Below are 16403 nucleotides of genomic sequence, written 5' to 3'. Positions count from 1 at the left end.
ACTCTGTGATAAATTCAGGGTGAAGGTTTGAAATACTTAGTCAGCTAGTTTGATGCTGTCATTACCAACAATGATAGCTGGTGCTTCTGCTCTATTTTCATCAGGACCGTTTTCTAGTTTCAGTACGCCTCTTGGACACACGGCCGAGCAGATACCACAACCAACACAAGAAGCTCTCACAATATTCTGTCCTCTTTGAGCATACCAGCGTACATCAATACCTTGCTCACAATAAGTGGAGCAATTACCACAAGAAATACACTGTCCACCATTGGTTGTAATTCTGAATCTGGACTTGAAGCGTTGGATCAAACCCATATAGCCGGCCATCGGGCAACCGAATCGGCACCACACTCTGGAGCCCAGCATGGGGTAAAAGCCCACTCCAATCACTCCGGAGAAAGTAGCTCCAATGAGGAAGCCGTAAGGTTTTTGAAAATTGTTGTAGATGTTCAGCCCGAAAACCTCTCCGGTATTCCAGAAGTAACCATAAACGGTTGCTGCAGTCATCACAAAGACAAAGACCATTACACCATGAATGAGCCAGCGCTCCAGTTTCCAGGCACCCAGCTTTTTCGAAGACAGGTGTCGGAAAGGGTCTCCTGCCGTTTCAGCCAAACCTCCACAGCCGCAGACCCAGGAACAGTACCATCGCTTGCCTACATAATAGGTAAGCACAGGGGTAATCACTAAAAACATAGCAATCCCAATAATCAGATACAGTACCCCTACCGGTTGATAGGCCTCCTGCTGCATAGCATCGAGGTGCCAGTCATAGAAGAAGTCATAGTCCAGTGGCCAGGTGTTTTTAATGTCTGTGTCATAATAGCCGATATATTCACCCTGGGCATTAGTGGCATCATTGTAATTCAGTCCAGCCAGAATTTCGGGGATCAGATAGGCCAGGAATAACTGAGCGGCTATCACCACCAGGGTTCTCTTTATCTGATAAGCATTGTGTCTGTATTTGAACAGGAATTTAATTCCTAAAGCCAATATGGATACTGTATACAAAGTACCGTACAGGAACCATTGCGTTGCAGGTTTCCCTTTAAAAAACTGACTCAACGGATCGAATAGTGCTACGAAGCCTTCGTTGGCACCGCTGGCTTTGTAACCCAGATATTCAGGATACCAGTAGATGATTACATAGAAAGCGGTCAGAATTACTCCGGCAGTCCATCCCAATACGCCTCGACTGGTAAGGCTTTTGAACATGACCCCATTATTCTTGATGCCTTCCGGCTGTTTCATGTATAGTCTCCATGAATAGACTGTTGTGCCAATGATAATCCCTCCAAGGGCGAAGGCCAATCCCAATGTTTTAGGAATGGGCAGGTTGCCCCATGCCATAAAAAGGGTTAGCAGACCCAAGCCAGCCAGGGCAAGCCCTGCCTTCTGAATGGCATCGGTTTGTTTAGGATGTGGATTGGAGATTGATAAACTCGGTTCTGTTGCCGACATATTGCTTAATTAAGAGACTAATTCTAAAATTCTTTTCCAGCTTTTCTTTTTCAGCTTAAGTTGAGTGCCTTGCTGCTGATTAAAAGCATCTATGATTTGCTGCTCATGCTGCTGATAAAATTCAGGATCGAAACTGGCATCACGTAAGTGCTCAAGCACAAAATCAACAGTTTTGGACTGATTAAACCACTTGTCGAAGGCCTGATGCCTCAGTCTGAAACCGAAGTTATTAACGCCAGTGAGTCTACCTGATTCGGTATCCCATCGGAGTCTCAGACAAATTTTGCCCTGCTCATGCTCCCAATAAAAATCCGATTCGGTTTCCTTCTTCTCAGGCCAAACCCAACCATAGGTTTGATATTCTATGTCGAAGAATTTAGCGGAGTTAAACCAGTGTCCCGGACGGTAGGCTGTGATCTTACCCGCCAGAGTCCTGCCCAAAGCCTCCCCCATCATTCTTCCAGTATACCAGACCTGCTCTATCGGGCGTCTTTCACCATTCGGCTGCCTGAACTCAGCACAATCACCTGCTGCATAGACATCGGGGATATTGGTTTGCAGGTTTTCATCGACTAAAATACCTCGGTTCAATTCGATACCGGAGCCCTGAAGAAAGTCGATATTTGGAGACACACCAGCCGTCAATCCGACAAACTGACATTCGATGAGATCACCTGACTTAGTCTTAATGGCTTTAACTCTACCCGAGTTATCACCTACAATTTCTTCCAACTCTTCTCCCAGTCTCAGGTCTACATGATGTTCGCGGATGTGTCGGTTAATCATTTCTGATTCACCCTGAGGAAGCACATTGTTCCAGAAACTCTTTTCGCGTACCAGAAAGGTGACGGGTATATTTCTGGAAAGGAGCATTTCTGCCATTTCAATTCCAATTAAGCCTCCTCCTACAATCACCGCTCTCTGAATTCCTTTGGTATTTTCTTCCATAGTCTCAAGGTCCTGATAACTGTAAAGACCTTGAGCACCCTTCAAATCCTGTCCGGGCCATCCAAATCGGTTAGGTTTAGAACCGGTAGCCAGTACCAGCTTATCGTAACTCATTGATGAGCCATCATCAAAAGCAAGTGATTTAGCCTCAGTATCAACTGAAGACACAAATGCTCTTTTCAACTCAATCTTATTTTTCGACCAAAACCAGTCCTCATAAGGCTTGGTATGTTCGTACTTCATATGTCCCATGTAGATATACATGAGGGCTGTGCGGGAAAAAAAGTGATCTGTTTCGGCTGAAATAACGGTAATCCGCGCATCACTTAGCTTTCTCAGGTGACGAGCCGTAGTGATTCCTGCTATTCCATTCCCAATGATTACGACATGCTGCATATAACATTCATTACACTCAATTAAACTGATTGAGTTCTTAATTTGTGTCAGTTAAAAGACCTAGGTTATTATTCAGTCAATTTACAGGTTTTAGGAACAAAGCACTGTGTCGAAGATTTTTTTGACTTGAATGCAACCTTCGTTTGGTTCACCTATCTTTAGAACAGAAATTAAGATTAAAGCGATGAAAAATTTAGTAGGTAAACGATTAATGGGCTCCATGTTGATCACAGCGATGTTGTTGATCGGTCAGGTAGCCTTAGGCCAAAGCAGAGAACAACGTGATGTTAAAAACTTCAACGCTCTATCAGTAAGCAGCGCTTTTGAAGTAGAGATTAGCGTTGGCAGCACAGAGTCTCTTGAGATCGAAGCCGAAGACCAATATATGGACGACATCATTACTGAGGTAAGAGGCGGCACTTTGGTGATCAGAATCAGAGAATCTCGTGATACAAGAAGAATGAGAGATACTCCAAAAGCTTACCTGACAGTAAAGTCATTGGAAAGAATTAATGCCAGCGGAGCAGTTTCTTTGAGAACCAGAGATATCCTGAAGGGCAGAAAATTAGACCTTGAATTATCAGGTGCTTCTGTTCTGAATATTGAAATGGATGTTGAAGAGCTTTATTTGGAAGCTTCCGGTGCCTGTGTAATCAATTTGGAAGGTGAAGCCGGTGAACAAGTAGTTAAAACCAGTGGTGCTACTGTTTACAGAGCCTATGACCTGAGATCTGAAAGAGCTGACATTCGTGTGAGCGGTGCAGGTTCTGCCAATGTATATGTAACCGGTAAACTAGATGTTCATGCCAGTGGTGCTTCCAGCGTAAGATATAGAGGTGGTGCTTCAGTAAGTGCCGATTCCTCTGGTGCATCAAGCATCAGGAAAGGATAAAGAATTTAAGGTAGCTCAGCTACTTTGAATATGACCGAAACCCCAGCCTATTTGGTTGGGGTTTATTTTTTACCCCGCTGCCCGGGTCCTCACTTTAGACCAGAGGAAGAAATCAGATCGTATTGATTATTCAGTTGCCGGCCAAAAAGCACCAAGCACCTCATGTGCTGCATTGAGGGCAGGAGTCTTTCCCTCCTGAACTTCTTTTAGCTTTTGCTCATAAAGCGTCCTTACTTCAGGTTTTTTGAAAAAGGAGATCTTCAGCAATTCATTCAAATTTTCCTTAAACCAACTGACCTGCTGATCGCTGCGATTCTTGTTGAAGTAGCCATTGGCCTGTACCTGCTGTTCAAATTTCTGTAGCATCTCGAACACACCATCCAGGCCATTTCTGTCTAATGAAGAGCAGGTCTTTACCTGAGGAAGCCAGCCGCTGGGATTGGCCGGAAAAAGATGCAGGGCATTCTGATATTCTGCTTTCGCTCTTTTAGCGGCCTTCAGGTTATCTCCATCAGCCTTATTGATGACCACCGCATCGGCCATTTCCATTATGCCTTTCTTAATACCCTGAAGTTCATCACCCGCACCTGCCAACATAAGCAAAAGGAAAAAATCGACCATGCCACGTACATGCGTTTCTGATTGACCCACTCCGACTGTTTCAATGATAATGAAGTCAAATCCGGCTGCTTCACAAAGCAACATCACTTCTCTGGTTTTTCCACTGACCCCACCCAAGGTAGAGCCCGAGGCTGAAGGACGAATAAATGCATTGGGGTTTCTGGAAAGCTCTTCCATCCGGGTTTTATCGCCCAAAATGCTTCCTCTCGTTCGCTGACTGCTCGGGTCAATCGTCAGTACTGCCAGCTTTTTCCCTTGTTGTGTCAGCAAGGTTCCAAAAGACTCAATAAAGGTACTTTTACCTACACCTGGAACTCCGGTGATACCCAGCCTGAAGGATTGGCCTGTTAAAGGAAGGATTGCTTCCAGTAGTTGTTCGGCCTGTTGAATATCTTCTTCACGTTGACTTTCAACCAGAGTGATAGCCCTGCTCAACACAATCCGGTTACCAGACCGGATTCCATCAATCAATTCCTGAGTGCTGAGCTTTCTTCTTTTCATAGGCTAATAGTGAGCAAAATAATGATTTATTCACGAGCTAATGAAATTTATGGAGTGCCTTCGAATTATGTTCTGATCTGCTCATTACCTATTTTGCGTAGGTGTTAAAAAGAAAGTTTTTTTTGATAGCTACAGGAATCACGGTTTTAATAGTCGCCCTGGGAGTAGTTGCCTTCAAGAAAGGGATTTACTCCCTTTGGGATGCCAATGTCCATCGAATTGACTCAACGGAAGCGAGTGAGCTCCTGAAAGAAAAGAAACCCTTCATTATTGATGCCCGTACCCCTGAAGAATACAATGTGAGCCATATTGACGGAGCGGTCAGGTTTGAAGAAAGCCTGATCGGAAATATTCCGAATGACAGACCTATTCTGATTTACTGCACCCTGGGTGTTAGAAGTAACCGAACAGCCAAAGAGCTGAGTGATTTGGGCTTCAAAGAAATATATGATATGAAAGATGGCATTCTGGGCTGGGCTAATGGAGAACTGCCAGTAGTGAATACCGAGAATGAACCCACGGAGAATATACATACTTACAACAAGAGCTTTGCCCCCCTATTGAAGCGTGGCAAAGCTGTCTATTAGATGAAAAATCAATTACTTATCATTTTTGTGAAAAATCCGGAGCTGGGCAAAGCCAAAACAAGACTGGCTGCTACCGTTGGCGATGAAGCCGCTCTGGAAGTATATAAACGCCTGCTCAACAGAACACGTGATATAACTAAGGATGTCAATGCAGACAAGGTGGTTTTTTACAACCAGTTTGTAGATGATCAAGACCTTTGGCACAATGACGTTTATCAAAAGAAGCTACAAATTCAGGGCAATCTGGGTGAAAAAATGCTGAATGCATTCGAGTGGGCCTTTTCATCGGGTTATGAGCAAGTCTGCATTATCGGTAGCGATTGTTATGACCTGACTACCGAAATTATTGACGGAGCTTTTACCTCACTGCAAAACCATCAGGCCGTAATCGGACCATCCGAAGATGGTGGCTATTACCTCATCGGCATGTCAGAATTTCTACCACAGGTCTTCAAAAATAAGGAATGGAGTACTGAAACGGTTTTCAGCGATACCATCAAGGACTTTGAAGAGGGAGCATTGTCTTTTGAAACACTCACAACCCTCAATGATATAGACACGGAAGAAGACCTGGGCGACTGGGCTTCTGATTTAAACCCAAACACATAATGGTCAGCATCAGGCAAATATTCATCTACCCCATTAAATCCTTAGGTGGTATTGAGTTAAAAACCAGTAGAGTCGAGCGAAAAGGATTGGCTTTCGACAGGAGATGGATGCTGGTAGATGACAACGGACGATTTATCAGCCAAAGAGAATTTCCCAAATTGGCCTTATTGAAACCCTCAATCGTTGAAGATGCATTGTATATAGAAGACACCGTTGGCACTCTTGATCGACTTGAGATAACACTTCATGAACCTGATACGGACCCTATTCAAGTGAGTGTCTGGGATGATCAGATGAAGGCGAAGCCAATGGCTGATGAAATCAACCATTGGTTTTCAACCTATTTAGAACAACCCGTACGGCTGGTGTTTATGCATGCTACCAGTGAGCGAATAGCCGATCAGCGTTATGCTCCGAAACCTGATGACATGGTCAGTTTTGCGGATGGCTATCCTGTACTCATCATTAATCAGGCCTCCATGGACCTATTAAGTAAAAAAGTGGGTCAGGAGATTCCCGTCAACCGATTCAGACCCAACTTAGTCATTGATGGTGTTAAGGCTCATGAAGAAGATACCCTGGCTGAAATCAGTATCAATGGCTTGCGCTTCTTTGGAGTTAAGCCATGTGCCCGTTGCGTCATGACCACCATAGATCAGCAAACAGCAGAAAAGGGCAAAGAGCCACTTAAGACGTTAGCCAGTTACAGATCAGTTGAGCATAAGATTCTCTTTGGAGAAAACTTTATTCCAGACCAATCAGGTGAAATAAATCAGGGCGACCAGGTTCAGATTCTTAAAGTCAAACCAGCACCTATCCAGCTGGTGTAACCGGTGTTACTTAATATGGCTGAGGGTTAGATACTTTTGTATCGATCAATCTCAATTGATATCAGCTTGAAATGACCATTTTAGCTGATTGATCATTACCTTTGCGCCCATGGCCAACTTGTACATCAAGTCACTGCATATCATTTTCATAGTTACCTGGTTTGCAGGGCTGTTCTACATTGTTCGTTTGTTTGTTTACCAAACGGAAGCGCTGGAAAAACCTGAGCCGGAAAGATCGATACTCAGCAAACAACTGGCTATTATGGCCAAAAAACTCTGGATGATCATTACCTGGCCTTCGGCCATTATCACCCTTATCCTAGGCGTAACTATGATTGTTCAATATCCCGATATGCTAAAGCTCCCTTTCATGCATATCAAACTAAGCTTTGTGGTACTGCTTTATGTATACCATTTCTACTGCCATAAAATTTATAAAGACTTACAGAACGGAGTGGCCAAACTCAACTCAATGAAGTTGAGAATACTCAATGAAGTAGCCACCATCATTCTTATTTCTGTGGTCTTCCTCATTGTCTTAAAAAACCAACTCGATTGGATCAAAGGCACCTTAGGATTTGTTGGAGTAACAGTGTTATTAATGATTGCCGTTCAGGCGTATAAGAAATATAGAGAAAGGAAGGAATGAAGAAGCTCACCGTACAAGTCTTGGCAACGCTTATTGTCACCATTGGTTTTTTCCAGGGTTGTTCCAGTTCAACCAACCAAAAGTTGCCCATCATGGGCCAACCAGAGTATAAAGAAGTCAATGGTAAAGTAGATACTATCTATCACACCATTCCTGACTTCAGTTTTGTAGACCAGGATAGCATGGTCGTCACTCCTGCTACTGTCGAGGGCAAAATCTATGTAGCTGATTTCTTTTTTGGTACCTGTCCTACCATATGTCCTATAATGAAACAGCAAATGCTCAGGGTTTACAGTGCCTTCAAAGACAATGACGAATTTGCCATTCTCTCGCATACTATCGACCCGGAACATGACACGGTAGCCTACCTGAAGGATTACTCCGAAAGGTTGGGCATCATGGATAACAACACCTGGCATTTCTTAACTGGTGATAAGGACAAAATTTATGAAATAGGAAGCTCAGATGGCTACCTGGTGCCAGTAGGCGAATCCCCTGACGCTCCCGGAGGATACATTCACAGCGGAGCCTTTATCTTGATTGATAAAGAAAGACGAATCAGAGGCCTGTACGATGGTACTGATCCTAAGCAGGTAACTGCCTTAATTAATGATATTCCAAAGCTATTGGCTGAATATGAGAAGTAAGCGAAATTTCCTTGCCGCTCTGACATTTTTGGTTGTATCAACCCTTTCCTTCAACTCCTGCTCCGAAAGGAAAAAGTCAGATGGAGCCAAAGTTCAGGAACGGCTGAATAATACGGAAATCAAGTATTTCACTAATGGTCGAAAGCTATACACCCAGCATTGCTCCAACTGTCATATGGAGAATGGGGAGGGCCTGGGTCGACTAATTCCTCCTCTCAAAGATTCCGATTACCTGCTGGAAGATATTGGCCGTTCCGCCCGATTAATTGTTAATGGAATTGCTGAACCTATACTGGTCAATGATGTACAGTTTCAACAGCCAATGCCTGGAGTATCCAGCCTCAACTACTCGGAGGTCACCGAAATTCTGACCTACATTACCAATGCATGGGGAAATGAATATGGAGGCATCAACCCTGAGGATATTAAAGAAGCCCTGAAAAAGAATTAAGTCTTGTATCAGGTCTCGTGTTCTATAGAAAAACTGATTACTTCAAAGCTGCCCTGGCCTTTTCAAGAGATTCATTAATGGCCTTTTTCACTTCCTGGACTTTCTCCATTTCTCCGGCCAGATAGGTTTTCTGAGCATCAGTTCCATTTTGCATCTCCATGTATTGACCGGAGTTTTTACTCCAATCCCTCATCCAGGTCATCATCAAATTTGATGCGTCATTGAGCTCTTTGGCAAGATCACGAAGTTCATTCGCCTGAGCCTCCTCCATAGTAGAGGCCTTTTCCAAAACCTTCTTTCTCAGGTTCATCACTTCACCCATTTTAGGCATCACTTCATCATGCACATCAAAAATTTTATTCTTCTCTTCGTTGGCATCAAAACCACCACCGCAAGAAGAAATAGTAAGTAAAACAATGAATAGGAAAGAGAGCTTTTTCATAGGTATTCAATTTGACCGCTAAGCTACGCAGCCTGCAATGGAAAAGCGTAACAAAAGTGACAGTTTATGCAATTAATAACTATCGTCAGCCAATCCCAGGAATTCACCTTCGACCAACTGATACATCAGGTTATCAGGGTCGGTATTGAGTGTAAGTTTACCTCTGAACTTAAGTCGCTTGGTATTGTACTTGTAGCGTTCATCCTTTTTCAAGCGAACCTCCATTACCGTTTCAGGACCTCCGGAACCACAGAAAAAACATTCGCTGATAGGGAGTGAGGAAAGGATTAGGTAGTCATCGGTAAAGGTGATATCTGAAGGAATAATGAAGCCTTCAACTTCTACAATCTGATCCTTAATACTCAGAATATCTTTGCCGAAAACCGGGACATAAACATCACCATATTCGTCCTTTTCGATTTCGTATTTAACATCAGCCAGAGTAGCCCAAACCTTGCTTCCCTTCATCTTGACATCCTGTGCATAAGATGAAACAACTGATAACATCAGGGCAAGTACTAATATCTTCTTCATAATTATTCTTTAGCTAATACTTCAGAAATATCTGTTTTATACGCATTTACGGCAGGAATGATTGAAGCTAAAACTCCTATCCCTACACTAATTAACATCACTATCCATTCCCGGTTTACAAATACCAGGCCTGTAAGCCCTATATCATCTGATTTTTCATAAAGCCCAGCCAGAAATTCTGTTAAGCCATGACCCAAAAGAAAACCGAGAGCACCTCCCAGAACAGTGATGATAATCCCTTCCAGTATAACGTGTACAAATAATTTAGTTCTCGAAGCACCCAGTGACCTCATGATCGCCAGATCATATTTTCTATCCTTAAGTGCATTATATAGTGAAATAAAAATGCTCAACCCAGCGATAATAATGATGATGGCTGCAAAGGCCTTCAGCAAGTCAACCCCAATCCCCAGTAAAGAAAAAAGGCGCTGGGTTTCAAAGGCCGGTGAGGCCGCCTGCATATTGGTATTGGCATTAATCATTCGGGGTAAAGTCACCGCTCCCATGGGTGAGCGAAACTTGATTAGCATAGAAGTAATCTCGGCATCTTCGTCTCCTTCAGGAAAGCCAGACTCATAAGCACTGCCAATCTGTGGTAAACCGTGTGCTCCGTCTTCATGCTCTTCTTCATCATGTTCATGAACAGCCCATACACTTTCAATATTGGTGAGGATGAGGTTATCAATCACACTGTTATTCTTCTCCAGAATACCTACAATGTGATAAGACATTTCATCATGGTCCATGTCTTCAACAGAAAGTCCATGAGCCCCGAAAAACTCATCTCCAATTTTTAACTGAAGCTTTTCAGCAACGTTAGCACCTACCACTACGTCCAGATTATTCTTCCAAAGCTCCCCTTTAGCCACATTGGCCTCATAAAGTTTGATATAATCGTGGTTCGTTCCTACAATTCTGAAACCTCTGTAGTTATCGCCCAGTGCCAAAGGGATGGCCTGTGCGATCAGCCTGTTTCGGGTAAGGTCTTTGGCTTCGTTGAGTTTAATATTCCCGGTCGGAAAATCAATGTGGTAAACGTTAGCCAGAATCAACTGCAAAGGACTGCCCTTGGCTCCGACTACCAGATCGACACCTTTTTTATTCTTCGCCAGATTCTCTTCCAGCTGAGAACTAAGCAGTATGAGCACCAGAATGATGGCAATACCGAGGCCCATCAGCAACATGTTAAGCAACATATTGAGTGGCTTGGCCTTGATGTAATTCCAACTTAATGCAATCAGGTTCATGAGGTAGTCAGATTAAGTTGAAGATCAAATTCATCTTTTACCCGCTGATCATGGGTAGCTATTAACAGGGAAGCTTTATAATGCCCCGCCTGAGTCTTGAGCAGTTCGATCACCTTATGTGCATTCTTATCGTCCAGGCTAGCCGTAGGTTCATCCGCTAAAATAACCCTGGGTCTGTTGAGCAATGCCCTGGCAATAGTCACTCTCTGCTGCTCTCCCTGGCTAAGCTGCCTGACGCTTTTCTTTCTTTTCTCAGCAAGACCCAATTCATCCAATACTTCCTTCACACGTCCCTTATTCTGAGCCATACCTGCCAGGTATTGAGCAAGAAGCAGGTTATCTTCCACAGAAAGAGCCGTTATGAGGTGAGCCTTTTGAAATATAAGCCCTATGTTTTGTCCTCTGTATTTGTCTCGTTGCGAACCTGAAAGCCGATAAAGGTCTGTTTCGCCAATAATCACCTTTCCTTGTTTGGGAGCCAGCAGCCCGCCCAGAATATGTAACAGCGTGGTTTTACCACTACCGGAGCAACCAAGCACCAGTAAATGCTCAGACTCCTTTACCTCCAGATGAGGAATGGATAAAATTTTATGATTAGAATAACCAAATGAGAGGTTATCGATAATGATCATAGACCTTAATTATGCCTCAAAATAAAGGAAGCTACACTAAAAACTGAAACCGCTTACCAGATATGTAATAACCTCTTTCACTTTTCGGTCGTAATGAAAGCATCGGATTCGCTCGAACACCGAAATTTCACAAATAAGTAATACCTTTAAAGCCGACTATTTACCAAACCGAATTATGCTCGATTTCTTAAAGAGAAAGAACAAAGAGGAGAAGAAGGAGAAAGAAAAGAAAGGGTTCTTTCGCGAATTGCTCAACGACATACTTTTTGCTCTGATTGCAGTAACTATTATCAGAGGTCTTTTTGTTGAAGCTTTTGCCATTCCTACCGGTTCCATGGAAAATTCCATGCTCATTGGTGATCACCTGTTTGTGAGTAAATTCCACTACGGAGCCAGAACACCACAAACCCCCATTCAATTTCCTTTAGCACACCAGACATTTTGGGGCATTAAGCTTTTTGGTAAAGAAGTCCCCTCCTATTCTGACATTATTCAACTGCCTTCCTACAGACTCCCGGGGCTGAGAAAACCGAGGAGAAATGAGCCGGTAGTTTTTAACTATCCACCTGATTACAAAAAGGGGTTTCCTACAGATATGAAGACCTTCTATGTAAAGCGTTGTCTTGCTATCCCGGGTGACACATTTGAAGTAAGAAATAAGCAGGTATACATTAACGGTGAGGCCGCAGAGAATCCTCCGCAAATGCTCACCAGCTTTTTTGTAGAGGTAGATCGTGGAGTACACGAAAGATATATGAGAGAATTGGGTATAACTGATTATACAGATGAATACCCACAGGATACATACGCGACCACTGCGCTTCCACAATACACTTACAAAGGGAAAACCGGATTCTACATTCACACGACCCCGGACAGAGCGGAAAAATTAGCTGCTTATAATTTCATCAATAGTGTGGAAGAGGTATTTCACTATGAAGGAGAAGATCGAGGCATATTCCCTCATAGTTCATTATACAATTGGAGCAGGGACTTCTTTGGCCCTTTGGTTATGCCATCGAAAGGAATGACCATTGATCTCACTCCGGAAAACATAGCGCTTTATGGTGAAGCCATTCAGCACTATGAGCATAATGATGATGTGGTGATCAGTGGGGATGAAATTTCTATTGAAGGCCAAAAAATTGATACTTACACCTTCAAGCAAGGTTATTACTTTATGATCGGAGATAACCGTCATAATTCGGAAGATTCTCGCTCATGGGGTCTGGTTCCTTACGACCATATTGTAGGTAAGCCTTTGTTTATTTTCTGGTCTGTTGACCGAACCAATCCAAATGCCGGATTCTTTGAAAGACTGAGATTCAACAGAATGCTCGACCTGATTAAGTAATGCGCAAAAAATTAATACTGATATTATTCATTCTGGCAACCAGTCCTATACTGGCTCAAAACGACAACCTCTGGAAAACACTAGCCAAGGTAGAGATTGAGAAGAAACTGGATGAAACACTCAATTTTGAAGTTGACTTCCCCACCTTCAGTGAAGAAGTCAAGAAGTTGGACGGACAAACCATCGAACTAAAAGGGTGGATGATTCCACTGGAAGAATTACAAGGTGAGTCTTACTTCGTTCTTTCCTCATTGCCTTTTGCCAATTGCTTTTTCTGTGGTGGTGCAGGGCCTGAGACCGTGGCAGAAGTCTTTGCCAGTGATAAAATCAAATACACAGACAAACGAATTACAGTACGAGGGAAACTGAAAATCAATGCCGATGACCCTATGAAACTCATGTATATTCTGCAGGAAGCAGAAATTGTCGATTAAGCTTCAACCATGAAAAAAACTACTATTCTATCCCTGTTATTCCTGATCTCTGTTTCACTTTTTAGTCAGGAGAAAGATGCTGCTTATATCAGAAAGATTTATGATGAAGCACTGGAAAGAGGTGAAAGCTATTCTATGCTGCACTACCTCACCAAAAACATCGGTGGAAGACTCAGTGGTTCTCCCCAGGCTGCAGCCGCAGTAGAGTGGAGCAGACAACAAATGATGGCTTATGGTTTCGACACCGTTTACCTTCAACCCGTTATGGTGCCTCATTGGGTACGGGGCAATGTTGAGGTAGGACGTATCGTGAACTCGAAAAAATTGGGTTCCATGGAAATACCGGTGACAGCGCTGGGCAACTCTGTGGGTACAGGTCCGGAAGGTACTCTGGCGGAAATAATTGAGGTAAATGACTTTCAGGAACTGGCAGAATTGGGAGAAGCAAAAATCAAGGGTAAAATAGTCTTCTTCAACAGGCCTATGGATCCGAAACTGATGGACACATTCTCTGCCTATAGCGGAGCTTCTAATCAAAGAGGTAGCGGCCCCACAGAGGCAGCTAAATATGGTGCCATAGGCGTGATTGTACGTTCCTTAAGCTCATTCAAAGACCAAGTACTTCATACTGGTAGTACAAACTATGGCCTGAATGTGCCTAAAATACCAGCAGTAGCTATCACCACTAAAGATGCTGACTTCCTAAGCGACCTATTGAAAGACGATAAAGGGTTACAGTTCTACTTTGAAACTCATTCAGAAATGTTGGAAGATGTACTTTCCTACAATGTGGTGGGTGAAATTAAAGGCAGTACCAACCCGGAAGAAATCATCGTTGTCGGGGGACACCTCGATTCATGGGATTTGTCTGAAGGCGCGCACGATGATGGTGCAGGCTGTGTGCAATCCATTGAAGCATTAAGGCTATTCAAAGCCCTTGGATACCGACCCAAAAGAACCTTGCGCGCTGTTATGTTCATGAATGAAGAAAACGGATTGCGTGGGGGTAGAAAATATGCTGAACTGGCGGCTCAAAACAACGAAAAGCACATTGCAGCACTTGAATCTGACAGGGGAGGCTTCCTTCCCATTGGCTTCGGTATTACGGGTACCAAGGCTCAGCAAAAGAAAATGATCGACTGGGCACCCCTTTTTCACCCCTTCGGTTTGTATCAGTTCAAAGCAGGTGGAGGCGGAGCCGATATCAGTCCGTTAAGAACCCAGGATGTACCTACCATTGGATATATACCGGACAGCCAGCGTTACTTCAAATACCATCACACGCCTATTGATAATTTTGAAGCGGTAAATCAACGTGAGTTAGAGTTAGGTGCAGCTTCAATGGCTGCATTGATCTATTTGATTGATCAGCACGGCATGTGATTAATACTGAAGAATAAACTGCCGAAATTCAGAGAGCTTATCTGTATTGATAAAATCAACGCCTAATTCAATCAGGGTTTTCCATGTATTGGGCTCATCGGGAATGGCCCAGAACCTTACCTTTTTGCCTTCCGAGTGTGCCAACTGAATCACCTGAATAAGCTTGCTTCTATTCCCTTCATCAATAGTTCCTTCTCCATTCCAGTTAGAAATACTCCAGTAGTTCTGACTGATTACAGGCATTTTTTCCATAGGAATACCTTTGCGCAAATCGGCAGGTCTGCCATCGAGACTCACCAGTTGAGCTCTTCTTTTCATGATCTGCCTTACTGGCCTACTTCCAGAAATAAAAATTAAAACTGGCTTATCCATTTCGCGCTTTCCTTTCACCACCTTTGAAAGCATTTCTTCATAAGGTTTCAGCTGCGCCTTCAATACCTCATAGGTTTGTTTACCTTCAGTTTTAAAGTCAATCATCAGATAGAAAAAACCATTGTAGTTGGCATAAACACTTCCATTGCCTGAAGCGACTCTCTGTTGCAGAGGTTCAAGGTATAACTTCTTTAGTGTTCGTTCGGGATCGGGAATTTCCGGTTTATCATGGTAGACATAAAGTTCACCGTCAATCAGATACACATCCGCTTCAACTGAGGTAAATCCATGAGAAAGGGCATCTCCCAAAGGCAGGTCATGCTCATAGTCATTATGGGCGTGAGCGTTGGTTAAAGGAATAATTTGATTCTGTGCTTTAACACCAACAGAAATCAAAAAAGGAACAATGAGAAACAGGAATCTGATTTTCATGCATTTGAATTCAAAGCAATAATAGTCAACCGGTTCAATAATTGTGTAACCCCCATGTTAAATTAAGAGGTTTACCTCCTGCGTTGCTATAGATATTCTTACCGTGGTACCTGCATTAAAGGAAAGAAAATCCTTTTCAATTCCATCACTAAAAATGACTCCATTGCCTGCCATTCTAGACTCGATTGTTAGGCACTCTTGAGGCTCAATAATCCCAAAACCAATATTGGTTTGACTTGTCACGCTAGCAAAGGGTTCCCTAACAGTAAATATCAAGTCTTCTTTCCTTTGATTCAAATCATCCGTAGAACTAGACATCGGAATACCAAAATGAGCTGCTAAGTTATGAGCCATATTGAGCATTGAGCTGAGCCAACCCGTTGAACCGGCAGAAGTAGAAACGATTATTCCACTCGAAGAATGTATTTCCGATGCTCCTTTGAAAGAAATTTTATATCGGCTTGAAACATGACTATTAGTACCAATAAAGAAATCATTGAATGCCAGCAACTCTTGTCCATCACTCAGTACAGCTTTGGCCAATCGAACAGTTTTGGAGTCTACAGTACCTCTAAAGAGGTTTTTAATAGTACTCACGATGGTTTTAGACGTAAATGGCAGCAAAACACCATCATATGAATCGGGGTCAGGGTTAATCCCGGCCAGGTATTGACCACTAAGATATTTTGCGGTATTTGCCACCAACCCGTCCTGTCCTATAGCCAGAACAACTTCAGAATCACTAAAGATGTATGACATCAAAAACGCCCTGAAGACCACCTTTGTCTTTATTATTCCGTCAAGACCATCTGTAAGGGATTGGAGTTCTTCATAGAAACGATTATGTTCCTTCTCATAAAAATCGAAATTACCACCAGACCTCTCAATATAAAACTTGGCTTGAGCTTTCGAGTTGAACCTTTCTATCAGTTGCTCAAGCCTCGTTTTATCTCTTATTATCACTGCTCTTTCAATCAT

At 43.0% G+C, this 16403-nt stretch carries 19 protein-coding genes; 10 read left to right on the top strand and 9 right to left on the bottom strand.

Annotation, left to right across the window (positions count from 1 at the left end; translation table 11 throughout):
* Nucleotides 1–36: 36 nt before the first annotated feature.
* Nucleotides 37–1464, bottom strand: a complete 1428-nt coding sequence (locus ACOOEY_RS13125; protein ID WP_420385175.1) for a 4Fe-4S binding protein — start codon at nt 1462–1464, stop codon at nt 37–39.
* A gap of 9 nt (nt 1465–1473) precedes the next feature.
* Nucleotides 1474–2808 (bottom strand): NAD(P)/FAD-dependent oxidoreductase, encoded by a 1335-nt coding sequence (locus ACOOEY_RS13120; protein ID WP_420385174.1) that lies wholly within the window; start codon nt 2806–2808, stop codon nt 1474–1476.
* A gap of 184 nt (nt 2809–2992) precedes the next feature.
* On the opposite strand from ACOOEY_RS13120, the gene ACOOEY_RS13115 reads away from it, so the two are divergent.
* On the top strand, nt 2993–3700 hold the full coding sequence (locus tag ACOOEY_RS13115) for a head GIN domain-containing protein (RefSeq protein WP_420385173.1): 708 nt from the start codon (nt 2993–2995) through the stop codon (nt 3698–3700).
* A 126-nt stretch (nt 3701–3826) separates the two neighbouring features.
* Here the strand turns inward: ACOOEY_RS13115 and meaB are convergent, their stop codons facing one another.
* A complete protein-coding gene (meaB, locus tag ACOOEY_RS13110) occupies nt 3827–4822 on the bottom strand; it encodes a methylmalonyl Co-A mutase-associated GTPase MeaB (RefSeq protein WP_420385172.1) in 996 nt (331 codons plus the stop codon).
* A gap of 122 nt (nt 4823–4944) precedes the next feature.
* Between meaB and ACOOEY_RS13105 the strand changes: the two genes are divergently transcribed.
* From ACOOEY_RS13105 to ACOOEY_RS13080, 6 genes are all read left to right on the top strand, one after another.
* Nucleotides 4945–5409, top strand: a complete 465-nt coding sequence (locus ACOOEY_RS13105; RefSeq protein WP_420385171.1) for a rhodanese-like domain-containing protein — start codon at nt 4945–4947, stop codon at nt 5407–5409.
* Entirely contained in the window at nt 5410–6018 is a 609-nt protein-coding gene (locus ACOOEY_RS13100; RefSeq protein ID WP_420385170.1) for a TIGR04282 family arsenosugar biosynthesis glycosyltransferase, read from the top strand.
* A complete protein-coding gene (locus tag ACOOEY_RS13095) occupies nt 6018–6848 on the top strand; it encodes an MOSC domain-containing protein (RefSeq protein WP_420385169.1) in 831 nt (276 codons plus the stop codon). Before ACOOEY_RS13100 ends, ACOOEY_RS13095 begins: the two co-directional genes overlap by 1 nt.
* 109 nt (nt 6849–6957) lie before the next feature.
* Nucleotides 6958–7497 (top strand): CopD family protein, encoded by a 540-nt coding sequence (locus tag ACOOEY_RS13090; RefSeq protein ID WP_420385168.1) that lies wholly within the window; start codon nt 6958–6960, stop codon nt 7495–7497.
* The gene (locus tag ACOOEY_RS13085; protein WP_420385167.1) at nt 7494–8144 is read left to right on the top strand and encodes an SCO family protein; all 651 of its coding nucleotides are present in this window, start codon (nt 7494–7496) and stop codon (nt 8142–8144) included. Before ACOOEY_RS13090 ends, ACOOEY_RS13085 begins: the two co-directional genes overlap by 4 nt.
* Nucleotides 8134–8595, top strand: a complete 462-nt coding sequence (locus tag ACOOEY_RS13080; protein WP_420385166.1) for a c-type cytochrome — start codon at nt 8134–8136, stop codon at nt 8593–8595. The genes ACOOEY_RS13085 and ACOOEY_RS13080 overlap by 11 nt, the downstream gene beginning before the upstream one ends.
* A 37-nt stretch (nt 8596–8632) precedes the next feature.
* Here the strand turns inward: ACOOEY_RS13080 and ACOOEY_RS13075 are convergent, their stop codons facing one another.
* From ACOOEY_RS13075 to ACOOEY_RS13060, 4 genes are all read right to left on the bottom strand, one after another.
* Nucleotides 8633–9037 carry a hypothetical protein gene (locus ACOOEY_RS13075; RefSeq protein WP_420385165.1) on the bottom strand — a complete coding sequence of 135 codons (405 nt, stop codon included), beginning with the start codon at nt 9035–9037 and terminating at the stop codon, nt 8633–8635.
* Between the two features lie 72 nt (nt 9038–9109).
* Nucleotides 9110–9571, bottom strand: a complete 462-nt coding sequence (locus ACOOEY_RS13070; RefSeq protein ID WP_420385164.1) for a hypothetical protein — start codon at nt 9569–9571, stop codon at nt 9110–9112.
* Between the two features lie 2 nt (nt 9572–9573).
* Complete coding sequence (locus tag ACOOEY_RS13065) at nt 9574–10818, bottom strand: ABC transporter permease (RefSeq protein ID WP_420385163.1); 1245 nt, start codon at nt 10816–10818, stop codon at nt 9574–9576.
* Nucleotides 10815–11450: an ABC transporter ATP-binding protein gene (locus ACOOEY_RS13060; protein WP_420385162.1), complete on the bottom strand. Its 636-nt coding sequence runs from the start codon at nt 11448–11450 to the stop codon at nt 10815–10817. The genes ACOOEY_RS13065 and ACOOEY_RS13060 overlap by 4 nt, the downstream gene beginning before the upstream one ends.
* A 175-nt stretch (nt 11451–11625) precedes the next feature.
* On the opposite strand from ACOOEY_RS13060, the gene lepB reads away from it, so the two are divergent.
* From lepB to ACOOEY_RS13045, 3 genes are read left to right on the top strand one after another with little or no spacing between them, the layout of a single operon-like run.
* Nucleotides 11626–12804 (top strand): signal peptidase I, encoded by a 1179-nt coding sequence (gene lepB, locus ACOOEY_RS13055; protein ID WP_420385161.1) that lies wholly within the window; start codon nt 11626–11628, stop codon nt 12802–12804.
* Complete coding sequence (locus tag ACOOEY_RS13050; RefSeq protein ID WP_420385160.1) at nt 12804–13238, top strand: hypothetical protein; 435 nt, start codon at nt 12804–12806, stop codon at nt 13236–13238. The genes lepB and ACOOEY_RS13050 overlap by 1 nt, the downstream gene beginning before the upstream one ends.
* Nucleotides 13239–13247: 9 nt before the next feature.
* Nucleotides 13248–14621, top strand: coding sequence for a M20/M25/M40 family metallo-hydrolase (locus ACOOEY_RS13045; RefSeq protein WP_420385159.1), 1374 nt, complete (start codon nt 13248–13250; stop codon nt 14619–14621).
* On the opposite strand, the gene ACOOEY_RS13040 is transcribed toward ACOOEY_RS13045, so the two are convergent.
* Nucleotides 14622–15425: a phosphatidylinositol-specific phospholipase C/glycerophosphodiester phosphodiesterase family protein gene (locus ACOOEY_RS13040; protein ID WP_420385158.1), complete on the bottom strand. Its 804-nt coding sequence runs from the start codon at nt 15423–15425 to the stop codon at nt 14622–14624.
* A gap of 57 nt (nt 15426–15482) precedes the next feature.
* Nucleotides 15483–16403, bottom strand: a complete 921-nt coding sequence (locus ACOOEY_RS13035) for a sugar kinase (protein WP_420385157.1) — start codon at nt 16401–16403, stop codon at nt 15483–15485.

This window comes from Roseivirga sp., assembly GCF_965216855.1.
Taxonomy (GTDB): Bacteria; Bacteroidota; Bacteroidia; order Cytophagales; family Cyclobacteriaceae; genus Roseivirga.
This window is presented reverse-complemented; position numbering and strand designations above follow the sequence as displayed.